This window comes from Rhodosalinus sediminis (assembly GCF_003385555.1).
In the GTDB taxonomy this organism is placed as follows: domain Bacteria; phylum Pseudomonadota; class Alphaproteobacteria; order Rhodobacterales; family Rhodobacteraceae; genus Rhodosalinus; species Rhodosalinus sediminis.
Map to the genome: position 1 here is coordinate 20994 of NZ_QOHR01000016.1, position 22657 is coordinate 43650.

Here is a 22657-nt window from a genome sequence, read left to right on the forward strand (position 1 = left end):
ACCCGCCCGACGCCGTCCGGCCAGCCCGCGGGCGCGGCGTTAGCGGACAAGCGCCGTCGCGGCGGCGGCCGCCGCGCCCTCGATCCCGAAGAGATTAACGATGCCCACGAGCATCACCGCCGCCGAGGCCATGAGCGCGCCCCAGAGCACGACGCCGCCCCCGGCCTCGACCGGCTCGCCCCGTTCCTCGCCGAAGTACATGAAATAGACGATGCGCAGGTAGTAATAGGCGCCGATCACGCTCGCCAGCACGCCGCCCACGGCGAGCCAGATCAGCCCGCCCTCGTAGGCCGCGCGCAGCACGTAGAGCTTGGCGAAGAAGCCGAGGAAGGGCGGCACGCCCGCGAGGCTGAAGAGCAGGACGAGCATCGCCATGGCGCGGCCGGGCTGATGGCGCGCGTACATCCGGAGCGCCCCGATCTCGACCACCGGCGCGCCGCCCCGCTCCATCGAGAGGATGAAGGCGAAGGTGCCGACGCTCATCGCGACGTAGATGGCGAGATAGACGAGCATCGCCTGCACGCCGAAGGCCGTCCCCGCCGCGAGCCCCATGAGCGCGTAGCCCATGTGCGCGATGGAGGAATAGGCCATCAGCCGCTTGATGTTCGTCTGCCCGATCGCCGCGATGGAGCCCACGAACATCGACAGGAGCGCGAGCACCGCGACCACCTGCTGCCAGTCGGCGACGACGCCGCCGAAGGCGTCGTGCAGCACCCGCGCGAAGAGCGCCATCGCCGCGATCTTGGGCGCGGTCGAGAGGAAGGCCGTCACCGGCGTCGGCGCGCCCTCGTAGACGTCGGGCGTCCACATGTGGAAAGGCACCGCCGAGACCTTGAAGGCGAGCCCCGAGGCCACGAGAACCAGCCCGATCAGTAGCCCGATCTCGGCCCTTCCGTCGCCCGCCGCGGCGAAGATCCCGGTGAAGAGCGTGGTGCCAGCGTAGCCGTAAACGAGCGACGCGCCGTAGAGCAGAAGCCCCGAGGAGAGCGCGCCGAGGATGAAATACTTTAGCCCCGCCTCGGTCGATTTCGCGCTGTCGCGCCGGAAGGCCGCCAGCACGTAGAGCGCGAGCGACTGCAGCTCCAGCCCGAGGTAGAGCGACATCAGATCGCCCGCCGAGACCATGACCATCATGCCGACGACGGAGAGCGCCACGAGCAGCGGATATTCGAACCGCAGGAGGCCCCGGCGCGTCATGTAATCCTGGCTGATCGCCAGCACGGCCGCCGCCGAGAGCAGAAGCGCCGCCTTGGCGAAGCGGGAGAAACCGTCGACGACCACGAGCCCGCCGAAGGCCTCCTCGGCCCCGGGGCCGCGCGTGGCGATCCATGCGGCGAGCCCGACGAAGACCGCCGCCGTGGCCCAGGTGATCTGCGGCGCGAGGGCGTCCTTGGCCGTGTAGACCGCGCCGAGCAGCGCCGCGATGGAGTAGACGGCCAGCACGATCTCCGGCGTGAGAAGGGCGAGATCCTGAGCGGTCATTGCGCGGCCTCCTCTGCCGCTGCCACCATGCTGGCGGCGTCATGCTGCGCGAGCGCGGTGTCGTAGCCCTCGACGAGGGCGGCGACCGACGGCCCGATGATGTCGGTCACGAGCGCCGGGTAGACCCCGAGCAGGAGCGTCATCACGACGAAGGGCGCGAAGATCGCCTTTTCCCGGCGGTCCATGTCCGAGATCGACTTGAGGCTCGCCTTGATCAGGTCGCCGAGCACCACCCGGCGGTAGAGCCAGAGCGCATAGGCCGCCGAGAGGATCACGCCCGTCGCCGCGACCGCGGTAACCCAGGTGTTGACCTGGAAGGCGCCCATCATCGTCAGGAACTCGCCGATGAAGCCGCTCGTCCCCGGAAGGCCGACGTTCGCCATGGTGAAGAGCATGAACACGGCGGCATAGGCCGGCATCCGGTTCACGAGGCCGCCATAGGCCTCGATCTCGCGGGTGTGCATCCGATCGTAGATCACGCCCACGCAAAGGAAAAGCGCCCCCGAGATGAAGCCGTGGCTGATCATCTGGAAGATCGCGCCGTCGAGCCCCTGCTGGTTCGCCGCGAAGATACCCATGGTCACGAAACCCATGTGCGCGACCGACGAATAGGCGATCAGCTTCTTCATGTCCTCCTGCGCGAGGGCGACGAGGCTCGTGTAGACCACGGCGATCGCGGAAAGCCAGAGGATGAGCGGCGCGATCACGTCGGCGCCCACCGGAAACATCGGCAGGCTGAAGCGCAGGAAGCCGTAGCCCCCCATCTTCAGCAGGATCGCGGCGAGGACGACCGAGCCCGCCGTCGGTGCCTGCACGTGCGCGTCCGGAAGCCAGGTGTGCACCGGCCACATCGGCATCTTCACCGCGAAGCTCGCGAAGAAGGCAAGGAACATCAGCGTCTGCGCGCCGCCGATGATCTGCAGCCCCCAGAGGTCGAGCGTCTCGGAGGCGAACTGATGGCGCAGGAGCGCCGCGATGTCGGTGGTCCCGGCGTCGACGTACATCGCCACCATCGCCACCAGCATCAGCACCGAGCCGAGGAAGGTGTACAGGAAGAACTTGAAGGCGGCGTAAATCCGCTCCTTCCCGCCCCAGATCCCGATGATCAGGAACATCGGGATGAGCCCCGCCTCGAAGAAGAGGTAGAAGAGCACGAGATCGAGCGCCACGAAGACGCCGATCATCAGCGTCTCGAGCACGAGGAAGGCGATCATGTATTCCTTCACCCGCTCGGTGACGTGCCACGAGGCGGCGATCGTCAGCGGCATGATGAAGGTCGTCAGCAGCACGAAGAGCACGCTGATCCCGTCCACGCCGACCTTGTAGGTCAGGCCGAAGATCCACTCGGCCTCCTCCACCATCTGGAAGCCGGTGTCGGCCGGGTCGAACTGAAACAGGATGAAGAGCGAAACGAGGAAGGTCGCCGTCGTCGCGATCAGGGCGAGCCATCGCGCGTTGTTGCGCGCGGCCTCGTCGTCGCCGCGCAGGAAGACAGCGAGGATCGCCGCCGCGATCGCCGGCGTGAAGGTGACGATGGAAAGCAGGTTGTCCATCAGCGCGCCCCCCCGGTGAGCGTCATCCAGGTGATCATCGCGACGATGCCGACCACCATCCAGAAGGCGTAGGAGAAGATGTAGCCCGTCTGCGCCCGCCCCGCGAGCCGCGTGAGCCACGGGATCGCGCCCATGGAGACGCCGTTGATCGTCCCGTCGATCACAGCGCCGTCACCCCGCTTCCAGAGCGTGCGCGCCACGCCGCGCGCGGGCCGGACGAAGACGAACTCGTAGAGCTCGTCGAAATACCACTTGTTGAGCAGGAAAAGGTAGAGGGGCCGCTGACTCTCGGCGAGGCGCTTGGGGATCGCCGGGTCGCGGATGTAGAAGAGCCACGCGAGGCCGAGCCCGATCAGCATGGCGAAGAAGGGGCTGACCTTGACCCACTTCGGCACCGCGTGCGCGTCGGCGATCACCGTGTTCTCGGGCGCCATGTAGAGCGCGCCCTGCCCCGGCTCGCCGGCGAAGACGTAGCCATAGGCCTCTTCGCCGCCCTCGGCCTCCGCCTCGGCGTAGGGCATGCCGAAGAACTTCGCGACGCTGTCGGTGTGCCCGAAGAAGGCGTTGTACCAGATCATCCCGGCCAGCACCGAGCCCACGGCGAGCACGCCGAGCGGCACGGTCATCACCGCCGGGCTCTCGTGCGCATGGGCGTGCGTGTGCTTGTCGCCGCGCGGCTTGCCCCAGAAGGTCAGGAACATCAGCCGCCAGGAATAGAAGCTCGTCAGGAGCGCCGCGATCACCAGGAGCCAGAAAGGCACGCCGCCGGCGCCGGCATAGGCGCTCTCGACCACCGCGTCCTTCGAGAGGAATCCGGCGAAGCCGATCGGGACGCCCCCCAGCGTGAACAGAACCGCCGGAATGCCGACGCCCGTGATCGCCAGCGTGCCGATCAGCATGGCCCAGAAGGTATAGGGGAACTTCGCCCGCAGGCCACCGTAGTTCCGCATATCCTGCTCGTGATGCATCCCGTGGATCACCGAGCCCGCACCGAGGAACAGCATCGCCTTGAAGAAGGCGTGCGTCAGCAGGTGATACATCGCCACCGGATAGGCGCCGACGCCGGCGGCGACGAACATGTAGCCGAGCTGCGAACAGGTGGAATAGGCGATCACGCGCTTGATGTCGGTCTGTACGAGCCCCACCGTCGCCGCGAAGAAGGCCGTCGCCGCCCCGAGCCAGGTGACGAAGGTCATCGCGTTCGGCGCGAACTCCATCACCGGCGACATGCGGCAGACGAGGAACACGCCGGCGGTGACCATGGTCGCCGCGTGAATGAGCGCCGAGACCGGCGTCGGCCCCTCCATCGCGTCCGGCAGCCAGGTGTGCAGCAGAAGCTGCGCCGATTTCCCCATCGCCCCGATGAAGAGCAGCACCGCCACCAGCTCCGCCGCGTTCCAGCTCCCCCAGAGGAAGGTGATCTGCGTCTCGGCGATGGTGGGCGCGGCGGCGAAGACGTCCTCGAAGCGCACCGAATCCACGAGGAAGAAGATCGCGAAGATGCCGAGCGCGAAGCCGAAATCGCCCACGCGGTTGACCACGAAGGCCTTGATCGCGGCGGCGTTGGCCGACGGCTTGCGGTAGTAGAACCCGATCAGCAGATAGGAGGCGAGGCCCACGCCCTCCCAGCCGAAGAAGAGCTGCACGAGGTTGTCGGCCGTCACCAGCATGAGCATGGCGAAGGTGAAGAGCGAGAGATAGGCGAAGAAGCGCGCCTTGTAGGCCTCGCCCTCGCGGAAATTCTCGTCATGCGCCATGTAGCCGAAGGAATAGAGATGCACGAGCGCCGAGACGCTCGTCACCACGATCAGCATCACCGCCGTCAGCCGGTCGAGCCGGATCGCCCAGTCGGTCGCGAGCGTCCCGCTCTCGATCCAGCGCAGGATCTGAATGGTCTCGGTGATGCCGTCGAAGGTCAGGAACACGATCCACGACAAGAGCGCCGAGAAGAACAGGAGCCCGGTGGCCACCCACATGGCCGCGGTCTCGCCGATCGCGCGCCAGCCGAAGCCCGCGATCAGCGCGCCCGCGAGCGGCGCGAAGAGAAGCAGCGTCTCCATCGGCTCAGCCCTTCATCATGTTGACGTCTTCCACCGCGATCGTGCCGCGGTTGCGGAAGAACACCACCAGAATGGCGAGCCCGATCGCCGCCTCCGCCGCGGCGACGGTCAGCACGAAAAGCGTGAAGATCTGCCCTACGAGATCGCCGTGATACCAGGAGAAGGCGACGAGGTTGATGTTGACCGATAGCAGGATGATCTCGACCGACATCAGCAGGATGATGACGTTCTTGCGGTTGAGAAAGAGCCCGAAGATGCCGATGACGAAGAGCGCCGCCGCCACCGTGAGATAATGTTCCAGTCCGATCATTCCGTCCCTCCGGGCGCCCCGGCCCGCTCTCGTTGACCCCGGTCGCGCGGCTTCACAGCCCCTGCCCCGGCTTCACGTCCCTGAGCTCCATCGCCGCCTCGGGATCGCGGTACATCTGCGCCAGCACGTTCTGCCGCTTGACGTCCGCGCGGTGGCGCAGCGTCAAGAGGATCGCGCCCACCATCGCCACCAGCAGGATGAGCCCCGAAAGCTGGAACAGCAGGAAATACCGGTCGTAAAGCACCATGCCGAGCGCCTCGGTGTTGTGCAGCTCCGCCGGGATCGGCTGCGCACGCTGCGCCTCGGCCACCTCCGCGCCCTGCCAGCCGCCGAGCGCGAGGCCGAGCTGCATCAGGAGCACCACCCCGATCAGGAGCGCCAGCGGCATGTACCGCGCCATCCCCGCCTTCAGCTTGGCGAAATCCACGTCGAGCATCATCACGACGAAAAGGAACAGCACCGCGACCGCGCCGACGTAGACGATGATCATCAGCATCGCCACGAACTCGGCGCCCATCAGCACGAACAGCCCCGCCGCCGACAGGAACGACAGGATCAGCCAGAGCACCGAATAGACCGGATTGCGCGAGATCACCGTGAACAGCCCGCCGGCCACGCAGCCGAGGGCGAAGAGATAGAAGGCGAAGGTGGCCATGGTCACGTCTCCTCGTTTCCCTCGTCCGCCGAGGCCTCGAGCGTCTCCTGCGCGAGTTGCATGGCCCGCGTCATCGCCGGCAGCCCCGCGAAGACCGACATCATGCCGATCGCTTCGACGATTTCCTGACGCGTCGCCCCGGCCTCGGCCAGGTGGCGCACCGTCAGCCGGATCTGCGCGTCGGCCTGCGCCCCCTGCATCGTGAGCCCCGCCAAAGTCAAGAGGAGCCGGGTCTTGGCGTCGAGCCCCTCCTTGTTCCAGGCGTTGCCGAAGACCATCTCCATCCACTCGCGCGGCATGGTCGGCCACATGGCCTCCAGCGCCCGCGGGCTGAAGGTCTCGAGCGAGGGGTTCATCGAGCGCGCCATCTCCTGCCAGCGCACCATCATCTCTTCGAAGGGGCTGCGGTCGCTCAACGGATCGCCTCCTGCCCTGTGGGTGCGACCGCCCCCGACGACGGCGCAGGGCGAGGGGCTCTGCCCCTCGCGCTCCCCGGAGTATTTCCGCCAAGATGCTGGGCGATCGCGACCCGGCCCATCATCTTGGCCGAAATACTCCGGGGGTGAATTGGCCGAAGGCCAAGAGGGGGCAGCGCCCCCTCCCGCGGCGCCGACACGCGCGGCACGGCGCAAGCAGCGCGGTCCGTCATCGATACGGCGCGTCCAGTTCGAGGTTGCGGGCGATCTCCGCCTCCCAGCGTTCGCCGTTCTCGAGGAGCTTCTCCTTGTCGTAGTAGAGTTCCTCGCGCGTTTCCGTGGCGAACTCGAAGTTCGGACCCTCGACGATGGCGTCCACCGGGCAGGCCTCCTGGCAGAAACCGCAGTAGATGCATTTCGTCATGTCGATGTCGTAGCGCGTGGTGCGCCGCGAGCCGTCGGCGCGGGGTTCGGCGTCGATGGTGATCGCCTGCGCGGGGCAGACCGCCTCGCAGAGCTTGCAGGCGATGCAGCGCTCCTCGCCGTTGGGGTACCGGCGCAGCGCGTGCTCGCCGCGGAAGCGGGGCGAGAGGGGGCCCTTTTCGTGCGGGTAGTTCACCGTCGCCTTCGGCGCGAAGAAGTAGCGCAGGCCCAGCTTCAGGCCCTGCAGGAAATCGGTGAGCAGGAAGTATTTCGCGGCGCGGCCGTAGTCGATCTGCGTCATTTGCCGTCTCCGTCGATGTCGTCGGCGGCCCAGCGGAAGATCGCGGCGGCGATCGCCTGCGCGCGCGGGCCGGCCATCTGGTTGTCCCGCTCGGGGCTCTGGTCGGCGGCCTCGGCCGCCGTCGCGGCGAGCTCCATCATGTCGATGTAGCGGGCGTTGAGGATCGCGGTCTTGAGTTCCTGCATGTCAGCCTCCCACGGACCAGCGGGCGTAGATGCCCCAGAACCATTCGAACTTGGCGGCGAAGGACACGAAGACGACCCAGATCAGGCTCATCGGCAGGAAGACCTTCCAGCCGAGGCGCATGAGCTGGTCGTAGCGGTAGCGCGGCGTCACCGCCTTCACCATGGCGAAAAGGAAGAAGAAGAAGAGCATCTTCGCCAGCATCCAGAGCGCGCCGTCCGGCAGCCCCGGCACGGGCGAGAGCCAACCGCCGAAGAACAGGAGGCTCATCAGCGCGCACATCAGGAAGATGGCGATGTATTCGCCCGCCATGAACAGGAGGAACGGCGTCGAGGAGTACTCCACCTGGTAGCCGGCGACAAGCTCCGATTCAGCCTCCGGCAGGTCGAAGGGCGGGCGGTTCGTCTCGGCGAGCGCGGAGATGAAGAAGAGCGCCACCATCGGCAGATGCGGCAGCCAGTACCAGCCGAAGAAATGCGCCGCGCTGTCCTGCGCACCGACGATGGCGCCGAAGTTCATCGAGCCCGTCGAGAGGATCACGCCGATGATGACGAGGCCGATCGAGACCTCGTAGGAGATCATCTGCGCCGCGGACCGGAGCGAGCCCAGGAAGGGATACTTCGAGTTCGAGGCCCAGCCGCCCATGATCACGCCGTAGACCTCGAGCGAGGACATGGCGAAGACGTAGAGGATCGCCACGTTGATGTCGGCGAGCACCCAGCCGTCGTTGAAGGGAATCACCGCCCAGGCCAGCACGGCGAGCACGAAGCTCGTCAGCGGCGCCATGATGAAGACCGGCCGGTCCGCGCCGGCGGGCACGACGACCTCCTTCAGGACGTACTTGAGCGCGTCGGCGATCGTCTGCAGGAGCCCGAAGGCCCCCACGACGTTCGGGCCCCGCCGCATCTGCACCGCCGCCCAGACCTTGCGGTCGGCGTAGACGAGAAACAGGAGCGAGATCATCACGAAGCCGAGGACCGAGAGGCACTGCGCCAGCACGATCAGGAAGGTGCCGAGGGGAGTGGCGAAGAAAGCGTCCATCAGGTCCTCATACCGTCGGAATGCCGCGGGCGTCGCAGGCGGCGACCACCGCCGCGGCGTCGAGCGGCGAAACGCCGCGGGGCCGCGCCGGCGAGAGGGTGTAAACCGCATCTGCGGTCGTCTTGCCACCCTCTTCGGCGAGATTCGTGCGCACGTGGCGCGCGAAGGCGTAGCCGCGGATCAGCGTGTAGCGCGCCGCCGCGCAGTCGGCGTAGGCGCGCAGCGCCGCGGGCGGCGCGGCCCCCGCCATGGCGACCTCGAGGCTCACGAGATCCGTGTCAAGAAGCCGGGTCTCCACGCCCAGATACTCCTCTGCCGGCCGGGCGGGCGCCGGGCTCTCCGGTGCCGCGTCCGGCGTCTCGCTGCAGCCCGCCGCGAGGGCCGCGGCGAGCGCGAGCGCCCCGTGCGCCCGCCTCATTGCGCGGCGATGCGCTCCGCCGCGCGCGCCTGCGCCCGCGCCGAGAGATCGGCCATCACCTCGCTCGCCCGCGCGATGGGGTTGGTGAGGTAGAAATCCCCGATCGCACGGCCGAAGGGCGCCTCCGACACCTCGCCCGGCGCGAGCGGGGTCCAGTCGTTCGCGGGCACGCGGTCCACCTCGGCGATCCACGGCGCCTCGGCCACGAGCGCGCGGCGCAGTTGCGCGAGGCTGTCGTAGGAAAGCTGCGCCCCCGCCTCGACCGAGACTGCGCGCAGGATCGCCCAGTTCTCCTTGGCCTCGCCCGGCGGGAAGCCCGCGCGGAGCGCCATCTGCGGGCGGCCCTCGGTGTTGACGAAAAGCGCCTGCTCCTCGGTCCAGGCGGCGCCCGGCAGGATCAGGTCGGCGCGGTGGGCGCCGCGGTCGCCGTGGCTGCCCTGATAGATGACGAAGGGGCCCTCGGGGATGTCCGTCTCGTCCACGCCGAGCGCCCAGATCACGTCGCCGTCGAGCGCGGCGTCGAGGCCGCCCCCGCAGGTCGCGCCCGCGTCCATCGCGCCGACGCGGCCGGCGGCGGTGTGCAGGACGAGGAGCCCCGCCTCCATCCGCTCGGCGAGGCGCATGGCGCTTGCGAGGACCGCCTCGCCGTCGGGGCGGCGCAGCGCCGCCTGCCCGACGATGACGAGGCCCGGCCCCTCCGCCGTCTTGGGAAGCTCCGCCTTGCCGTCGGCCAGCCGCGCGAGATCGGCGCCGCCGCGGCCGGCGTGGTGCACGTCGAAGGTGAGGTCCACCGGCTCGCCGATCAGGCTCACCTCGCCGCCGGCGAGCCACGCCTTGCGGATGCGCGCATTCAGGACCGGCGCCTCGTTGCGGGGATCGGTGCCGAGGAGCACGATGTTGCGTGCGGCGTCGATATCCTCGATCGCCGCCGTGCCGACGTAGGCGGAGCGGTTGCCGGCGGGCAGCCGCGCGCCGTCCACCCGGCACTCGGCCACGCCGCCCAAGCGCTCCATCAACTGGCGCAGGGCGAAGGCCGCCTCGGTGTTGGCGAGATCGCCGACGAGGCCCGCAGGCCGCTCCGCCGTGCGCAGCTTGTCGCCCGCGACCTTCAGCGCCTCGCCCCAAGTGGCGGCGCGCAGTTTGCCGTTCTCGCGGATGTAGGGCCGGTCGAGGCGCTGGCGGCGCAGCCCGTCCCAGACGAAGCGCGTCTTGTCGGAGATCCACTCCTCGTTCACGCCGTCGTGGTTGCGCGGCAGCATCCGCATCACCTCGCGCCCCTTGGTGTCCACGCGGATATTGGAGCAGAGCGCGTCCATCACGTCGATCGACTCGGTCTTGGTCAGCTCCCAGGGCCGCGCGGTGAAGGCATAGGGCTTCGAGACCAGCGCGCCCACCGGGCAGAGATCGATGATGTTGCCCTGCATGTTCGAATCGAGCGTCTGGCCGAGGTAGCTCGTGATCTCGGCGTCCTCGCCCCGCCCCGTCTGGCCGAGCTCGGGCATGCCCGCCACCTCGGTGATGAAGCGCACGCAGCGCGTGCAGGAGATGCAGCGCGTCATGTGCGTTTCGACCAGCGGGCCGAGATCGAGATCCTCGACCGCGCGCTTGGGCTCGCGGTAGCGGGAGAAGTCGACACCGTAGGCCATCGCCTGATCCTGCAGGTCGCACTCGCCGCCCTGGTCGCAGATTGGGCAGTCGAGCGGGTGGTTGATGAGCAGGAACTCCATCACCCCCTCGCGCGCCTTCTTGACCATGAGCGAGTTGGTCCTGACCTGCGGCGGTTGCCCCTCGGGGCCGGGGCGCAGGTCGCGCACCTGCATCGCGCAGGAGGCGGCCGGCTTCGGCGGACCGCCCACCACCTCGACGAGGCACATGCGGCAGTTCCCGGCGATCGAGAGGCGCTCGTGGTAGCAGAAGCGCGGAATCTCGATGCCCGCCTCCTCGCAGGCCTGGATCAGGGTCAGGGCCGGATCGACCTCGATCTCCCGGCCGTCGATGACGATCTTGCGCAGTTCGGTCATGATCTCACTTCTCTCTGAGCAGCCGCCCCACGGCGCTGCCGCTTGCGATCTCGTCCCGCCCGAAGGCGCAGAGCTCGGCGGTCACGGACGGGTCGTAGCCCTGCTGGCGGATGTAGGCCTCGCCCAGCCGGCGCATCCGCGCCTTCTCGTCCTCGCTCCCGACGTAATCTTCTATTTCCGCGTCTGAATAGCCGAGCTCCGCCGCCCGCGCCTCGAGCGAACTCAGCCGGGCGTAGGCGCGGACCCAGCGCGGCGCGATTGCGTCGCAGCGCCGGCGCACCTCGTCGGCGATCGCGATGGCCAGAAGCGCGCCGTCGATCTCCTGCACCTCGCGGAGCGGCGGGCGCTCCGAAGCGACGACCGCCGCCCCCACCCCCGGCGGGGCGAGAAGCGCGGCGGCGCAGAGACAGGCGCGCAGGCTCACCACGGGGCGCACCTCCCCTCGAGGGTCACCGCGTCGCCTGCCACCGGCAGCGCGGCCGGGTCGCTATCGGGCCCGGTCGTCCAATCGATGTCAGAGCTGCCGAAAGTCTCGATGCAATACCGCTTGCCCGCGTGCTCGGCCGCGCGCACCGCGCCCGCGCGCCCGGCGCTCACCGGCCGGGCGGAGGCGATGAAGCGCTCCACCGTCTCGCCCCGCGCGGCCGAGGCGCTGTAGGACCCGCCGTCGAAGGCGACCTCCGTCCGCCCGCCGCCGCAGGCGGCGAGGGCCACCAAAGCGGCACCCGCGGCGACGCGAAGGCCCGCGACGCGACGCGGCCACCGCTGGCGGCGGCCGCCGCCATCGCACCATTGCGCCGTCGCAGCCTCGGGCATCTCTCGGCCTCCCCGCGCGCTCATTCCGCCGCCACGGCGGTGCTGCGGCCGGTTTTCTGCGCCTTGATGCGGTCCTCGATCTCGTCGCGGAAGTGCCGGATCAGGCCCTGGATCGGCCAGGCCGCCGCGTCGCCGAGCGCGCAGATGGTGTGCCCCTCGACCTGCTTGGTCACGTCGAGGAGCATGTCCACCTCCTCGACCTCGGCCTCGCCGCTGACCAGCCGCTCCATCACGCGCATCATCCAGCCCGCGCCCTCGCGGCAGGGGGTGCACTGGCCGCAGCTCTCGTGCTTGTAGAACTTCGACAGGCGCCAGATCGCCTTGATGATGTCGGTGGACTGATCCATCACGATCACCGCCGCGGTGCCGAGGCCCGAGCGGTTCTCGCGCAGCCAGTCGAAATCCATGATCCCCTCGCGCATCACCGAGCCGGGCAGCAGCGGCACCGAGGAGCCGCCGGGGATCACCGCCTTTAGGTTCTTCCATCCCCCGCGCACGCCGCCGCAGTGACGCTCGATCAGCTCCTCGAAGGGGATCGACATCTCCTCCTCGACGACGCAGGGGTTGTTCACGTGCCCCGAGATCGCGAAGACCTTGGTGCCCGCGTTGTTCGGCCGCCCGAAGCCCGAGAACCAGTCCGCGCCGCGGCGCAGGACCGTGGGCACCACCGCGATGCTTTCCACGTTGTTCACCGTCGTCGGGCAACCGTAGAGCCCCGCGCCCGCCGGGAACGGCGGCTTCATGCGCGGCATGCCCTTCTTGCCCTCGAGGCTCTCGATCAGCGCGGTCTCCTCGCCGCAGATGTAGGCGCCCGCGCCATGGGTTAGGTAGAGGTCGAAATCCCAGCCCGAGCCGGCGGCATTCCGCCCGAGCAGCCCCGCGTCGTAGCACTCGTCTATCGCGGCCTGCAGCGCCTCGCGCTCGCGGATGTATTCGCCGCGGATGTAGATGTAGCAGGCATGCGCGCCCATCGCGAAGGAGGCGATCAGGCAGCCCTCGATCAGCGTGTGCGGATCGTGGCGCATGATCTCCCGGTCCTTGCAGGTGCCGGGCTCGGATTCGTCGGCGTTGACCACCAGATAGGCCGGCCGCCCGTCCGACTCCTTGGGCATGAAGGACCACTTCATCCCCGTCGGAAAGCCCGCGCCGCCGCGGCCGCGCAGGCCGGATTTCTTCACCTCCTCGACGATCGCCTCGCGCCCGCGCGCGATGATCCCGGCGGTGCCGTCCCAGTGCCCGCGCGCCTTCGCGCCCGCGAGCGTGCGGTCGTGCATCCCGTAGAGATTGGTGAAGATGCGGTCTTCGTCCTTGAGCATTCCCGTTCCTTTCCGCGCCGGCCTCAGCCGTTCCGCCGGCGCCAGAGCCCGATGGCCGCGATGAACGCCCAGAAAAAGGCGCCCATCGCCGCAAGATAGATCAGCATCTCCGCGCGCACAGGGAGGTCGACGGTCCCGGCGAGCCACGGCGCGAGGAGCGCGGCGACGCCGGCCGCCGCGATCACCACGGCGATCACCCGGCCCTGCCGCGCGATGGCGCGGCGCGTCTCCTCGTCCGGCGTCCGGTCCTGCGGCATCCGCCCTCCGTCGCGGGTCAGCCGCGCTCGCCCGCGGCGAGCGCCCTGGCCTGCGTCACCCAGTCGTCGCGGCTCACGCGGCCCCTGAAGCCCTCGAGATTGGCGTCGACCCAGGCGACCTCCGCCGCGCTCCAGCCGGCGATCTGGTCGAAATGATAGACGCCCATCTCGTTCAGGACTTTCTCGAGCTTCGGGCCGACGCCCTTGATCTTCTTCAGGTCGTCCGCCCCGCCCGCGCGCGGCGCGTCGCGCAGGGCGGGCTTGCTTTCGGCCGCGTCCTCCGTCGCGGTCGTCGTCGCGGCTTTCGTCTCCGCCGCCGGGGCCTCGGGGGCCGGCGCCGCCGTGCGCGCTTCCGCCGGCTTCGGCGCGGGCGCGGGGGCCGCCTGCTGCGGGGCGGGCGCCGGGGTCGGCGGCTCCTCCTCGAGGCCGAGCTCGCGCTTGCGCTGCGGCGAGAGCGGCTCCATCCCCGTCAGCTCGCCGAGCGACTGTCCCTCCCACGGCGGCGCGACGGTGCCGCAGAGCTTGCGCTGCAGAAAGAGGCCGAACCAGACCGCGAAGGCGATGCCGAGGATCAGCGAGACGAGGAACCAGAGCCCCTCCTGCACGCCGATGATCAGCACGCCGAGCCCCGAGACTCCGCCGAAGCCCCAGCAGACCATCGTGCAGGTCGTGTCGTTATCCGTCTGCGCCATCTCTCGTCCCCCTCAGGTGATGCCGTTACGTCTTCTTGTCGACATCGCCTCTTCTAGCACGACCGTCCGGCGCCGTCTCGCCCCCCTCGGCCAGAAGCCGGGCCTGCTCGACCCAGGCGTCGCGGGCGACGCGTCCTTCGGCATCCTCGAGGTGGTATTCGATCCAGGCGATCTCCTCGGCGCCCCAGCCGGCGATCTGGTCGAAGTGATGGATGCCGAGCGCCGCCAGCCCCTCGGCGAGGGCCGCGTCGATCCCCTCGATGCGCTGCAGATCGTCGGCCGCGCCGCCGCGCGGGGCCTCCAGCCGCTCCGGGGCCGTGCCGGGCGCGACGGCGGCCGGCTCCACCTCGGGCGCGGTCGCATGCTCGGGCGCCGGGGCGGGATCGCCGGTGGAGGGCTTGCCGCGGCCCTGCACGGGCGCCTCGCGCTTGTCGATGCCGGTGCCGTCCGTGGGCTGCGCCTCGGCCAGCACCGGCCCCTTAGGGTCCGGCTCGGCCTCCCCCGGCGCGCGCGAGAGATCGCGCCACGGCGTGCGGAGCGGCACCTCGCTGCCGTCGATGCGCTTGATCGTGTCGCCCATCTCGAGCGCGAGCTCGACCGAGGCGTTGTGCGCCGGCCGCCCCTCCGCATGCGCGGTGAGCGCCGTCGGCCCGCCCGCGGGCTCGGAGGCGTAGCGGCCGGTCTGCGGGCCCGGCGTCGGCACCTCCCCCGCGGCGAAGGCGTCGAGGATCTCGCTCAGCCGCTCGGCGGTGAGATCCTCGTAATAATCCTTGCCGATCTGCGCCATCGGCGCGTTCGCGCAGGCGCCGAGACACTCGACCTCCTCCCAGGAGAACTTGCCGTCCGCGCTGAGCTGATGCGGCTCCTTCGCGATCTTCTCCTTGCAGACGGCCATCAGGTCCTCGGCCCCGCAGATCATGCACGAGGTCGTGCCGCAGACCTGCACATGCGCGACCGAGCCCACCGGCGCGAGCTGGAACATGAAGTAGAAGGTCGCCACCTCGAGCGCGCGAATATGCGCGAGGCCGAGCATGTCGGCGACGTATTCGATCGCGGGCCGCGTGAGCCAGCCCTCCTGCTCCTGCGCGCGCCAGAGGAGCGGGATGATCGCGCTCGCCTGCCGGCCTTCGGGATACTTGGAGATCTGCGCCTTGGCCCACTCTAGGTTCTCGGCCGTGAAGGCGAAGCTTTCGGGCTGCTCGTGGTGGAGGCGTCGAAGCATGCCGTGTCCTTCGTGTGATGCGCGCCGCTCAGGCGTCGGGGGCGCAGGGGCCGGCGGTCAGGCGCACGCCGCCCTCGGGCGTGCGCACCGCGCGCTCCTGCGCGACGCGATAGCGCGAGATGTCCATGATCTGCTGCCGGGTGAGGCCGGTCTGAAGCTCGACCGGGGCATAGTCGGCCTCTTCCGCGAGGGTACAGCCAACGCTCGCCACCGCGGCGTCGTAGGCCGCGCGATCCGCCTCCGTCGTGCCCTCGGGCGGCAGCGCGCAGGCGGAGGCGAGCGGCAGGGCGGCGAGCGCCGCGGCGGCGGGCCTCATCGGTCGATCTCTCCGAAGACGACGTCGAGCGTGCCGATGATCGCCGCCACGTCGGCGAGCTGATGGCCCCGCGTGATGTGCTCCATGCCCTGCAAGTGCAGGAACCCCGGCGCGCGCAGCTTGGCGCGATAGGGCCGGTTCGTGCCGTCGGCCACGAGATAGACGCCGAACTCGCCCTTGGGCGCCTCGACGGCGGCGTAGACTTCCCCCTCGGGGACGTGGAAGCCCTCGGTGTAGAGCTTGAAGTGATGGATCAGTGCCTCCATCGAGGTCTTCATCTCGGCGCGCTCGGGCGGCGATATCTTGCCACGCGCCATGACCTCGCCCGGGCCCTCCTCGCGCAGCTTCGCGATCGCCTGCCGGATGATCTTCACGCTCTCGCGCATCTCCTGCATCCGCACGAGGTAGCGATCGTAGCAGTCGCCGTTCTTGCCGACGGGAATCTGGAAGTCGAACTCGTCGTAGCACTCGTAGGGCTGCGCGCGCCGCAGGTCCCAGGCGAGGCCGGAGCCGCGCACCATCGGCCCCGAGAAGCCCCAGTCGAGGATGTCCTGCTCGGTCACCACGCCGATGTCGACGTTGCGCTGCTTGAAGATGCGGTTCTCCGTCAGCAGCCCGTCGATGTCGTCGAGCACGGACGGGAAGGCGTCCGCCCATGCCTCGATGTCGTCGATCAGCTGCGGCGGCAGGTCCTGATGCACGCCGCCGGGGCGGAAATAGGCCGCGTGGAGCCGCGCCCCGCAGGCGCGCTCGTAGAAGACCATCAGCTTCTCGCGCTCCTCGAAGCCCCAGAGCGGCGGCGTCAGCGCACCGACGTCCATCGCCTGCGTCGTGACGTTGAGAAGATGGTTCAGCACGCGCCCGATCTCGCAGAAGAGCACGCGGATGAGCTGCCCCCGGCGCGGCACCTCGACGCCCGCCAGCCGCTCGATGGCGAGGCACCAGGCGTGCTCCTGGTTCATCGGCGCCACGTAATCGAGCCGGTCGAAATAGGGCAGGTTCTGCAGGTAGGTGCGGCTTTCCATCAGCTTCTCGGTGCCGCGGTGCAGCAGGCCGATGTGCGGGTCCACCCGCTCGACGATCTCGCCGTCGAGCTCCAGCACCAGCCGCAGAACGCCGTGCGCCGCAGGGTGTTGCGGGCCGAAGTTGATGTTGAAGTTGCGGATCTGCTGTTCGCCGGTCTCGACGTCGTCAAACTGCTTCGTGCCGTCCATCATGCCCGGCCTCCGTCATCCTTGAACGCCATGACCCACAGGAGCACCAGCGCCCCGAGCGGGATGATCGCGACCAGCGACACCCACGCCGGGATGCCGAAGCGCGGCAGCAGCTTCCAGAAGGGGATCACCACCAGCGCGCCGATCACGATCAGCCAGAGCAGCCCGCCGCCACCCATGCCGTAACCGCCGCCCATCATGGCGCGCTCTCCTCGGATTTCTCGTCGCCCGGCAGGACGTAATGCGCGCCCTCCCAGGGGCTCATGAAGTCGAACTGCCGGTATTCCTGCACGAGCTTGACGGGCTCGTAGACCACCCGCTTCGCCGCCTCGTCGTAGCGCACCTCGGTGTAGCCCGTCGTCGGGAAATCCTTGCGCAGCGGGTGCCCGCGGAAGCCGTAATCCGTCAGGATGCGGCGCAGGTCCGGGTGCCCCGAGAAGAGGATGCCGAACATGTCGAACACCTCCCGCTCGAACCAGCCGGCGGAGGGATGCACCGGCGTGATCGACGGCACGAGCTCCTCCTCGTCGACCGGCGCGCGCAGGCGGATGCGGTGGTTCTGATACATCGAGAGAAGGTGATAGACCACGTCGAAACGCTTCGGCCGCTCCGGCCAGTCCACCGCCGTGATGTCCACCAGCGTGGAGAAGCCGCAGCTCGAATCCTGCTTCAGGAACTCCGTGAACCCGGCGATCCGCGCCGGCGCGACGCAGACGCAGAGCTCCCCGCGCGTGACGCTCCACGACAGGACGCAATCCGGGCGCCGGCTCTCGATATGCGCGCCGAGCTCCTCGAGCGCGGCGGTCTGGGCCTCTGCGGTCATCAGCTCCTCCGGGGTCTCAGCGCGTGATGGTGCCCGTGCGGCGGATCTTGCGCTGAAGCTGCATCACGCCGTAGAGCAGCGCCTCCGCCGTCGGCGGGCAGCCGGGCACGTAGATGTCCACCGGCACGATCCGGTCGCAGCCGCGCACCACCGAATAGCTGTAGTGATAATAGCCCCCGCCGTTGGCGCAGGAGCCCATGGAGATCACGTAGCGCGGCTCCGGCATCTGGTCGTAGACCTTGCGCAGCGCCGGCGCCATCTTGTTCGTGAGCGTGCCGGCCACGATCATCACGTCCGATTGCCGCGGGCTGGCGCGGGGCGCGACTCCGAAGCGCTCGGCGTCGTAGCGCGGCATCGAGGTGTGCATCATCTCGACCGCGCAGCAGGCCAGACCGAAGGTCATCCAGTGCAGCGAGCCCGTGCGCGCCCAGTTGATCAGGTCCTCGGTCGTGGTGACGAGGAACCCCTTGTCCTGAAGCTCGCGGTTGAGGGTCTGCGTCGCGTGCTCCGGATCGGGGCCGGCGGCGTTGACCGCGCCGGTGTCGGTGTTCGGCGTCACTGCCATTCCATGGCCCCCTTCTTCCATTCGTAGGCGAAGCCCGCGGTCAGCACGGCGAGGAAGGCCATCATCGACCAGAAGGCCGCCATCGAGATCTCCGAGAAGGCCACCGCCCAGGGAAAGAGGAAGGCGATCTCGAGATCGAAGATGATGAACAGGATCGAGACGAGATAGAAGCGCACGTCGAACTTCATCCGCGCGTCGTCGAAGGCGTTGAAGCCGCATTCGTAGGCCGAGACCTTCTCGGGGTCGGGGTTGCGCACGGCGACGACCACCGCCGCGAGGATCAGGATGATCCCGAGCCCGAGCGCCACCGCCAGAAGCAGCAGGATCGGGGCGTATTCCCTGAGCAGGTCGTCCATGAGACGGCTCCTTTCGGCCTTCGGGCGTCCGCCGCGCCGGGCCGCGGTCGCCCATGAGATACGCTCGCCCCCCGGTCCGGTCAATGCAGGGCGCCGGGCCGGGGGTCCGCGGCGCGCGCTGTATGCGGCCGCATGCCGGCGGGGTCAAGCGCCGCGCGCCGCCCGCCCCGGCGTCAGCCCTGCCCCGCGGTCACAACCAGGACGTAGCCCGCGCCCCCCGCCATGACCAGCGCCACCGGAAACCGCACCGCGCGTTCCTCGCCCGAGGGCGAGACCCGCGCGAGCGCCGCCTCCCCGAGCGTGAGCGCCAGCGCCGCCCAGCCCGTCCAGCGCGGCCAGCCGAGCCCCGGAAAGCCCGCCGCCGAGAGGATCGCGAGCGCCTGCAGGATCAGCACCGGAATACCCGCGGCGGCGAGTGCCCGCGCGCGGCGCGGCAGCGCGCCCCGGTGCCGCCCGCCCTGCGTGAAGGCGCCGAGCGGCAGACCGGCGATCACCGCGATCTCGAAGAAGACGCCGGCGAGACAACCCAGCGCGTAGAGATGCGCGATCTGCGCGGTCACCCCTCCGGCGCCCAGTCGGGCGCGCGCTTCGCGAAGAAGGCGGCGGTGCCCTCGTCGGCCTCCGCCGTCTCCCAGCGGTCGGCGAGCGCCTCGATCGTCGTGCGGATCATCGCCGCATCGGGCGGGGTGGAGACGTTGCGGATCAGCGCCTTGGCCGCCGCCACCGCGCCCGGCGCGCAGGAGAGATAGGGGGCGACCTCCCGCTCCACCGCCGCGTCGAGATCGGCCTCCGGCACGACGCGGGCGAGCAGGTCCAGCCGCTCGGCCTCCGCCGCGCCGAAGACCCGCGCCGACATGAAGACGCGCCGCGCCTTCGTCGCGCCCATGCGCGCGACGACATAGGGCCCGATGGTCGCCGGGATGATGCCGAGGCGGGTCTCGGTGAGCCCCATCTTCACGCTCTCCGCGCCGATCGCCACGTCGCAGACCGCGGCGAGGCCGACGCCGCCGCCGAAGGCGTTGCCCTGCACCCGCCCGATCAGCGGCTTCGGCAACCGGTCGAGGGCGAGAAGCATCTCGGCGAGCTTCGTGGCCTCGCGGATGCGCGTCGCGCGGTCGGCCGCCATCTGTTCGCGCATCCAGCCTAGATCGCCGCCGGCGCAGAAGCTCCGGCCCTCCGCGGCGAGCACCACGACGCGCACGCGCGCGTCCCCGCCAAGCCGGCGCGCGGCCTCCGTCAGCTCCGCGATCATGCGCGCGGACATGGCGTTGTGCTTCTCCGCCCGCGCGAGCGTGAGCGTCGCCACCCCCCGCGCGTCGGTCCCGATCCGGATCGTCTCGAAGTCGCTCATCCCGCGCCCCCAAAATTCTTGCAAGAATTTTGGGCAAGGCGTTTGCAAACGCCTTGCCTCACCCCGACCGCAGCCGGTGCGCCATCGCCGCGGCCTCCTCCAGCACGGCCATGTCGAGCCCCGTCACGTAGCCCAGCGCGGCGAGGCGCGCGGCCACCCGCTCGGTCGCCACGTTGCCCGCCGCCCCCGGCGCGAAGGGGCAGCCGCCGAGCCCCCCCGCCGCGGCGTCGAAGACGCGGAGCCCCTTGTCCAGCGCCGCCTCGATGTTCTCGAGCGCGCGCCCGGCGGTGTCGTGGAAATGCCCGGCGAGGCGCGCGGGCGGCACCACGCCGGCCACCGCCTCCAGCATCGCGGCCACCCCCTCGGGCGTGCCCTGCCCGATCGTGTCGCCGAGGCTGATCTCGTAGCAGCCCATGGCGAAGAGCGCGCCGGCCACCCGCGCCACGTCCCCAGGCGCCACCGCCCCGTCGTAGGGGCAATCGGTCACGCAGGAGACGTAGCCGCGCACCGGCAGCCCCGCGGCCCGCGCCGCCTCGACCACGGGGCGGAACCGTTCGAGGCTCTCGTCCACGGTCGCGTTGATGTTGGCCCGCGAAAACCCCTCCGAGGCGGAGGCGAAGACCGCGATCTCGTCCGCCCGCGCCGCGATCGCGCGCTCGAAGCCCGTCATGTTCGGCGTCAGCGCCGCGTAGGAGACCCCCGGCGCGCGGCGGATGCCGGCGAGCACGGCGCCCGAATCCGCCATCTGCGGCACGCGCTTCGGGTTCACGAAACTCGCCACCTCGATCCGGCGGAAGCCCGCGCGGCTCAGGCAGTCCACGAAGGCGATCTTGGCCTCGGTCGGGATCTCCGCCGCCTCGTTCTGCAACCCGTCGCGCGGGCCCACCTCGAAGATCTCGACGCGCTCAGCCATCGCCCGCCTCCTCCAGCCGGATGAGCGCCGCGCCCGCCTCGACCTGCCCGCCCGGCGCGGCCAGCACCTCGGCCACCACGCCGTCGCGCCAGGCGGTCAGCGCGTGCTCCATCTTCATCGCCTCCAGCACGGCGAGGCGCTGGCCCTCCGCCACCCTGTCGCCCGGCGCGACCAGCACCTCGCGCAGGAGCCCCGGCATCGGCGCCTCGATCACGTCGGCGCCGTGGGCCGCCGCACCCCGCTCAAGCGGATCGACGATCGCGAAGGACTGCCCGTGATCGGCGAAGACGGTGACGACGCCATCTCCCATATGCGCGCCCACCGCCGGCCGCCCGTCGAGGCGCCAGCGGCCGTCGCGCCGCGCCGCGCGCACCTCCCGCCCGTCGAGCTCCACGACATGCGCGTCCGGTCCCTCGGCACGGATCTGCACCCCGATCTCCGCCTCGCCGCGGCCGAGCGCGACCCGCCGCCGGAGCGGCGCCCAGAGGGTGAAGCCCGTCTCGGGCGCGCGCGCCTCGAGAAGCCCCGCAGCCGCGAGCGCCGCCTCCGCCACCGTCTCGGGCGCCGGCTCCGGCGCCGCGACGAGCGCCGCGCGGTCGCGGTCGATGAGCCCGGTGTCCACGTCGCCCGCGGCGAAGCCCGCGTGCCGCGCGAGCGCGCCGAGAAAGGCGAGATTGGTGACCGTGCCCGCGACCTGCGTCTCGTCCAGCGCGCGGCGGAGCTTGCCGAGCGCCACGTCGCGCGTCGGCCCGTGCACGATCAGCTTCGCGATCATCGGGTCGTAATGCGGCGTAATCGCGTCGCCCGCCCGAACGCCGGTGTCCGCCCGCGCCGCCGCCGGGAAGGCCAGATGCGAGAGCCGCCCCGTCGCCGGCAGGAAGCCCTTGCCCACGTCCTCGGCGTAGAGCCGCGCCTCGAAGGCGTGGCCCGAGAGGCTCAGATCCTCCTGCCGCGCGGGCAACGCCTCGCCCGCGGCCACGCGGAACTGCCATTCCACGAGATCGACGCCCGTCACCGCCTCCGTGACCGGATGCTCGACCTGCAACCGCGTGTTCATCTCCATGAAATAGAAACGATTGGGCCGGAGCCCCTCGGAGGCGTCCACGATGAACTCCACCGTCCCCGCGCCGCGGTAGCCGATCGCCTCGGCCGCACGCACGGCGGCCTCGCCCATGGCGTGGCGCATCTCCTCGGTCATGCCGGGCGCGGGCGCCTCCTCGATCACCTTCTGGTGGCGGCGCTGGAGCGAGCAGTCCCGCTCGAAGAGATGCACGGCCCGCGCCCCGTCGCCGAAGACCTGCACCTCGATGTGGCGCGGCTTGGCCACGAACTTCTCGATGAGCACCGCGGGGTTGGCGAAGGCGCCCTGCGCCTCCGCCCGCGCCGAGGCGAGCGCGCCGGCGAAGTCCTCCGGCCGGTCCACCCGGCGCATCCCCTTGCCGCCGCCCCCGGCGACCGCCTTTATCAGCACCGGATAGCCGATGGCCTCGGCCGCGCCGGAGAGATGCGCGTCGTCCTGGCTTTCGCCGTGATAGCCGGGAACGACCGGCACGCCGGCCGCCTCCATGGCCGCCTTCGCGGCGTCCTTGAGCCCCATCGCCCGGATCGCCTCCGCCGAGGGCCCGACGAAGGTGAGCCCCGCGGCCTCCACCGCCTCCACGAAGTCCGGGTTCTCCGACAGGAAGCCATAGCCCGGATGGATCGCGCCGCAGCCCGTCGCAAGAGCCGCCTCGATGATCGCGTCCCCGCGCAGGTAGCTCTCCGCGGGCGGCGGCGGCCCGATCCGCACCGCACGATCCGCCATGGCCACATGCCGCGCGCCCGCGTCGGCGTCGGAATGCACGGCCACGCTCCGCATCCCCATCGCCCGCGCCGTCGCGATCACGCGGCAGGCGATCTCGCCGCGATTGGCGATCAATACGCTGTCGAACACGGCGCCCTCCCCTCCATGCT

At 70.1% G+C, this 22657-nt stretch carries 27 protein-coding genes; all 27 read right to left on the reverse strand.

Translation table 11 applies throughout. The features are described 5' to 3' along the window. Nucleotides 1-39: 39 nt before the first annotated feature. Nucleotides 40-1482: an NADH-quinone oxidoreductase subunit NuoN gene (gene nuoN, locus DRV84_RS11055; RefSeq protein WP_115980536.1), complete on the reverse strand. Its 1443-nt coding sequence runs from the start codon at nt 1480-1482 to the stop codon at nt 40-42. After that, complete coding sequence (locus DRV84_RS11060; RefSeq protein WP_115980538.1) at nt 1479-3035, reverse strand: NADH-quinone oxidoreductase subunit M; 1557 nt, start codon at nt 3033-3035, stop codon at nt 1479-1481. Before DRV84_RS11060 ends, nuoN begins: the two co-directional genes overlap by 4 nt. Next, nucleotides 3035-5095: an NADH-quinone oxidoreductase subunit L gene (gene nuoL / locus DRV84_RS11065; RefSeq protein ID WP_115980541.1), complete on the reverse strand. Its 2061-nt coding sequence runs from the start codon at nt 5093-5095 to the stop codon at nt 3035-3037. Before nuoL ends, DRV84_RS11060 begins: the two co-directional genes overlap by 1 nt. A gap of 4 nt (nt 5096-5099) precedes the next feature. Next, on the reverse strand, nt 5100-5405 hold the full coding sequence (nuoK, locus tag DRV84_RS11070) for an NADH-quinone oxidoreductase subunit NuoK (RefSeq protein ID WP_115980543.1): 306 nt from the start codon (nt 5403-5405) through the stop codon (nt 5100-5102). Nucleotides 5406-5457: 52 nt separating this feature from the next. After that, nucleotides 5458-6060 carry an NADH-quinone oxidoreductase subunit J gene (locus DRV84_RS11075; RefSeq protein WP_115980546.1) on the reverse strand — a complete coding sequence of 201 codons (603 nt, stop codon included), beginning with the start codon at nt 6058-6060 and terminating at the stop codon, nt 5458-5460. A gap of 2 nt (nt 6061-6062) precedes the next feature. Further along, nucleotides 6063-6476 (reverse strand): carboxymuconolactone decarboxylase family protein, encoded by a 414-nt coding sequence (locus DRV84_RS11080; RefSeq protein WP_115980548.1) that lies wholly within the window; start codon nt 6474-6476, stop codon nt 6063-6065. Between the two features lie 229 nt (nt 6477-6705). Continuing rightward, nucleotides 6706-7200, reverse strand: a complete 495-nt coding sequence (nuoI, locus tag DRV84_RS11085) for an NADH-quinone oxidoreductase subunit NuoI (protein WP_115980551.1) — start codon at nt 7198-7200, stop codon at nt 6706-6708. Continuing rightward, complete coding sequence (locus DRV84_RS11090) at nt 7197-7385, reverse strand: hypothetical protein (protein WP_115980553.1); 189 nt, start codon at nt 7383-7385, stop codon at nt 7197-7199. The genes nuoI and DRV84_RS11090 overlap by 4 nt, the downstream gene beginning before the upstream one ends. A gap of 1 nt (nt 7386) precedes the next feature. Next, nucleotides 7387-8424, reverse strand: coding sequence for an NADH-quinone oxidoreductase subunit NuoH (nuoH, locus tag DRV84_RS11095; protein WP_115980556.1), 1038 nt, complete (start codon nt 8422-8424; stop codon nt 7387-7389). A gap of 7 nt (nt 8425-8431) precedes the next feature. Then, a complete protein-coding gene (locus tag DRV84_RS11100; RefSeq protein ID WP_115980559.1) occupies nt 8432-8842 on the reverse strand; it encodes a hypothetical protein in 411 nt (136 codons plus the stop codon). Beyond that, nucleotides 8839-10863 (reverse strand): NADH-quinone oxidoreductase subunit NuoG, encoded by a 2025-nt coding sequence (gene nuoG, locus DRV84_RS11105; RefSeq protein WP_115980561.1) that lies wholly within the window; start codon nt 10861-10863, stop codon nt 8839-8841. Before nuoG ends, DRV84_RS11100 begins: the two co-directional genes overlap by 4 nt. 4 nt (nt 10864-10867) lie before the next feature. Then, entirely contained in the window at nt 10868-11290 is a 423-nt protein-coding gene (locus DRV84_RS11110) for a DUF5333 domain-containing protein (RefSeq protein WP_239995059.1), read from the reverse strand. Next, the gene (locus tag DRV84_RS11115; protein WP_147298854.1) at nt 11284-11577 is read right to left on the reverse strand and encodes a hypothetical protein; all 294 of its coding nucleotides are present in this window, start codon (nt 11575-11577) and stop codon (nt 11284-11286) included. The genes DRV84_RS11110 and DRV84_RS11115 overlap by 7 nt, the downstream gene beginning before the upstream one ends. Nucleotides 11578-11699: 122 nt before the next feature. Further along, on the reverse strand, nt 11700-12995 hold the full coding sequence (gene nuoF / locus DRV84_RS11120) for an NADH-quinone oxidoreductase subunit NuoF (RefSeq protein WP_115980566.1): 1296 nt from the start codon (nt 12993-12995) through the stop codon (nt 11700-11702). 23 nt (nt 12996-13018) lie between these two features. After that, a complete protein-coding gene (locus DRV84_RS11125) occupies nt 13019-13252 on the reverse strand; it encodes a DUF5337 family protein (RefSeq protein ID WP_115980569.1) in 234 nt (77 codons plus the stop codon). A gap of 17 nt (nt 13253-13269) precedes the next feature. Further along, the gene (locus DRV84_RS11130) at nt 13270-13944 is read right to left on the reverse strand and encodes an NADH:ubiquinone oxidoreductase (RefSeq protein WP_115980572.1); all 675 of its coding nucleotides are present in this window, start codon (nt 13942-13944) and stop codon (nt 13270-13272) included. Between the two features lie 25 nt (nt 13945-13969). Then, nucleotides 13970-15166, reverse strand: a complete 1197-nt coding sequence (locus DRV84_RS11135) for an NADH-quinone oxidoreductase subunit E (RefSeq protein ID WP_115980575.1) — start codon at nt 15164-15166, stop codon at nt 13970-13972. 28 nt (nt 15167-15194) lie between these two features. Beyond that, nucleotides 15195-15482 (reverse strand): hypothetical protein, encoded by a 288-nt coding sequence (locus tag DRV84_RS11140; protein ID WP_115980578.1) that lies wholly within the window; start codon nt 15480-15482, stop codon nt 15195-15197. Continuing rightward, nucleotides 15479-16696 carry an NADH-quinone oxidoreductase subunit D gene (locus DRV84_RS11145; protein WP_115980647.1) on the reverse strand — a complete coding sequence of 406 codons (1218 nt, stop codon included), beginning with the start codon at nt 16694-16696 and terminating at the stop codon, nt 15479-15481. The genes DRV84_RS11140 and DRV84_RS11145 overlap by 4 nt, the downstream gene beginning before the upstream one ends. After that, nucleotides 16696-16896 carry a hypothetical protein gene (locus tag DRV84_RS11150; protein WP_337957856.1) on the reverse strand — a complete coding sequence of 67 codons (201 nt, stop codon included), beginning with the start codon at nt 16894-16896 and terminating at the stop codon, nt 16696-16698. The genes DRV84_RS11145 and DRV84_RS11150 overlap by 1 nt, the downstream gene beginning before the upstream one ends. Then, complete coding sequence (locus tag DRV84_RS11155; protein WP_115980581.1) at nt 16893-17519, reverse strand: NADH-quinone oxidoreductase subunit C; 627 nt, start codon at nt 17517-17519, stop codon at nt 16893-16895. Before DRV84_RS11155 ends, DRV84_RS11150 begins: the two co-directional genes overlap by 4 nt. 16 nt (nt 17520-17535) lie before the next feature. Further along, the gene (locus DRV84_RS11160) at nt 17536-18084 is read right to left on the reverse strand and encodes a NuoB/complex I 20 kDa subunit family protein (RefSeq protein ID WP_115980584.1); all 549 of its coding nucleotides are present in this window, start codon (nt 18082-18084) and stop codon (nt 17536-17538) included. Beyond that, on the reverse strand, nt 18075-18440 hold the full coding sequence (locus tag DRV84_RS11165; RefSeq protein WP_115980586.1) for an NADH-quinone oxidoreductase subunit A: 366 nt from the start codon (nt 18438-18440) through the stop codon (nt 18075-18077). Before DRV84_RS11165 ends, DRV84_RS11160 begins: the two co-directional genes overlap by 10 nt. A 173-nt stretch (nt 18441-18613) precedes the next feature. Beyond that, nucleotides 18614-19000, reverse strand: a complete 387-nt coding sequence (locus DRV84_RS11170; RefSeq protein WP_115980589.1) for a hypothetical protein — start codon at nt 18998-19000, stop codon at nt 18614-18616. Further along, nucleotides 18997-19791, reverse strand: a complete 795-nt coding sequence (locus DRV84_RS11175; protein WP_115980592.1) for a crotonase/enoyl-CoA hydratase family protein — start codon at nt 19789-19791, stop codon at nt 18997-18999. The genes DRV84_RS11170 and DRV84_RS11175 overlap by 4 nt, the downstream gene beginning before the upstream one ends. A gap of 58 nt (nt 19792-19849) precedes the next feature. Continuing rightward, the gene (locus DRV84_RS11180; protein ID WP_115980595.1) at nt 19850-20704 is read right to left on the reverse strand and encodes a hydroxymethylglutaryl-CoA lyase; all 855 of its coding nucleotides are present in this window, start codon (nt 20702-20704) and stop codon (nt 19850-19852) included. Further along, complete coding sequence (locus DRV84_RS11185) at nt 20697-22637, reverse strand: ATP-binding protein (protein ID WP_115980598.1); 1941 nt, start codon at nt 22635-22637, stop codon at nt 20697-20699. The genes DRV84_RS11180 and DRV84_RS11185 overlap by 8 nt, the downstream gene beginning before the upstream one ends. Nucleotides 22638-22657: the final 20 nt, after the last annotated feature.

Coding starts and splice junctions, on each gene's coding strand:
- nuoN (WP_115980536.1), bottom strand. CDS start 1,482: ATGACCGCTCAGGATCTCGCCCTTCTCACGCCGGAGATCGTGCTGGCC.
- DRV84_RS11060 (WP_115980538.1), bottom strand. CDS start 3,035: ATGGACAACCTGCTTTCCATCGTCACCTTCACGCCGGCGATCGCGGCG.
- nuoL (WP_115980541.1), bottom strand. CDS start 5,095: ATGGAGACGCTGCTTCTCTTCGCGCCGCTCGCGGGCGCGCTGATCGCG.
- nuoK (WP_115980543.1), bottom strand. CDS start 5,405: ATGATCGGACTGGAACATTATCTCACGGTGGCGGCGGCGCTCTTCGTC.
- DRV84_RS11075 (WP_115980546.1), bottom strand. CDS start 6,060: ATGGCCACCTTCGCCTTCTATCTCTTCGCCCTCGGCTGCGTGGCCGGC.
- nuoI (WP_115980551.1), bottom strand. CDS start 7,200: ATGACGCAGATCGACTACGGCCGCGCCGCGAAATACTTCCTGCTCACC.
- DRV84_RS11090 (WP_115980553.1), bottom strand. CDS start 7,385: ATGCAGGAACTCAAGACCGCGATCCTCAACGCCCGCTACATCGACATG.
- nuoH (WP_115980556.1), bottom strand. CDS start 8,424: ATGGACGCTTTCTTCGCCACTCCCCTCGGCACCTTCCTGATCGTGCTG.
- DRV84_RS11100 (WP_115980559.1), bottom strand. CDS start 8,842: ATGAGGCGGGCGCACGGGGCGCTCGCGCTCGCCGCGGCCCTCGCGGCG.
- nuoG (WP_115980561.1), bottom strand. CDS start 10,863: ATGACCGAACTGCGCAAGATCGTCATCGACGGCCGGGAGATCGAGGTC.
- nuoF (WP_115980566.1), bottom strand. CDS start 12,995: ATGCTCAAGGACGAAGACCGCATCTTCACCAATCTCTACGGGATGCAC.
- DRV84_RS11125 (WP_115980569.1), bottom strand. CDS start 13,252: ATGCCGCAGGACCGGACGCCGGACGAGGAGACGCGCCGCGCCATCGCG.
- DRV84_RS11130 (WP_115980572.1), bottom strand. CDS start 13,944: ATGGCGCAGACGGATAACGACACGACCTGCACGATGGTCTGCTGGGGC.
- DRV84_RS11135 (WP_115980575.1), bottom strand. CDS start 15,166: ATGCTTCGACGCCTCCACCACGAGCAGCCCGAAAGCTTCGCCTTCACG.
- DRV84_RS11140 (WP_115980578.1), bottom strand. CDS start 15,482: ATGAGGCCCGCCGCCGCGGCGCTCGCCGCCCTGCCGCTCGCCTCCGCC.
- DRV84_RS11145 (WP_115980647.1), bottom strand. CDS start 16,696: ATGGACGGCACGAAGCAGTTTGACGACGTCGAGACCGGCGAACAGCAG.
- DRV84_RS11150 (WP_337957856.1), bottom strand. CDS start 16,896: ATGATGGGCGGCGGTTACGGCATGGGTGGCGGCGGGCTGCTCTGGCTG.
- DRV84_RS11155 (WP_115980581.1), bottom strand. CDS start 17,519: ATGACCGCAGAGGCCCAGACCGCCGCGCTCGAGGAGCTCGGCGCGCAT.
- DRV84_RS11160 (WP_115980584.1), bottom strand. CDS start 18,084: ATGGCAGTGACGCCGAACACCGACACCGGCGCGGTCAACGCCGCCGGC.
- DRV84_RS11165 (WP_115980586.1), bottom strand. CDS start 18,440: ATGGACGACCTGCTCAGGGAATACGCCCCGATCCTGCTGCTTCTGGCG.
- DRV84_RS11175 (WP_115980592.1), bottom strand. CDS start 19,791: ATGAGCGACTTCGAGACGATCCGGATCGGGACCGACGCGCGGGGGGTG.
- DRV84_RS11180 (WP_115980595.1), bottom strand. CDS start 20,704: ATGGCTGAGCGCGTCGAGATCTTCGAGGTGGGCCCGCGCGACGGGTTG.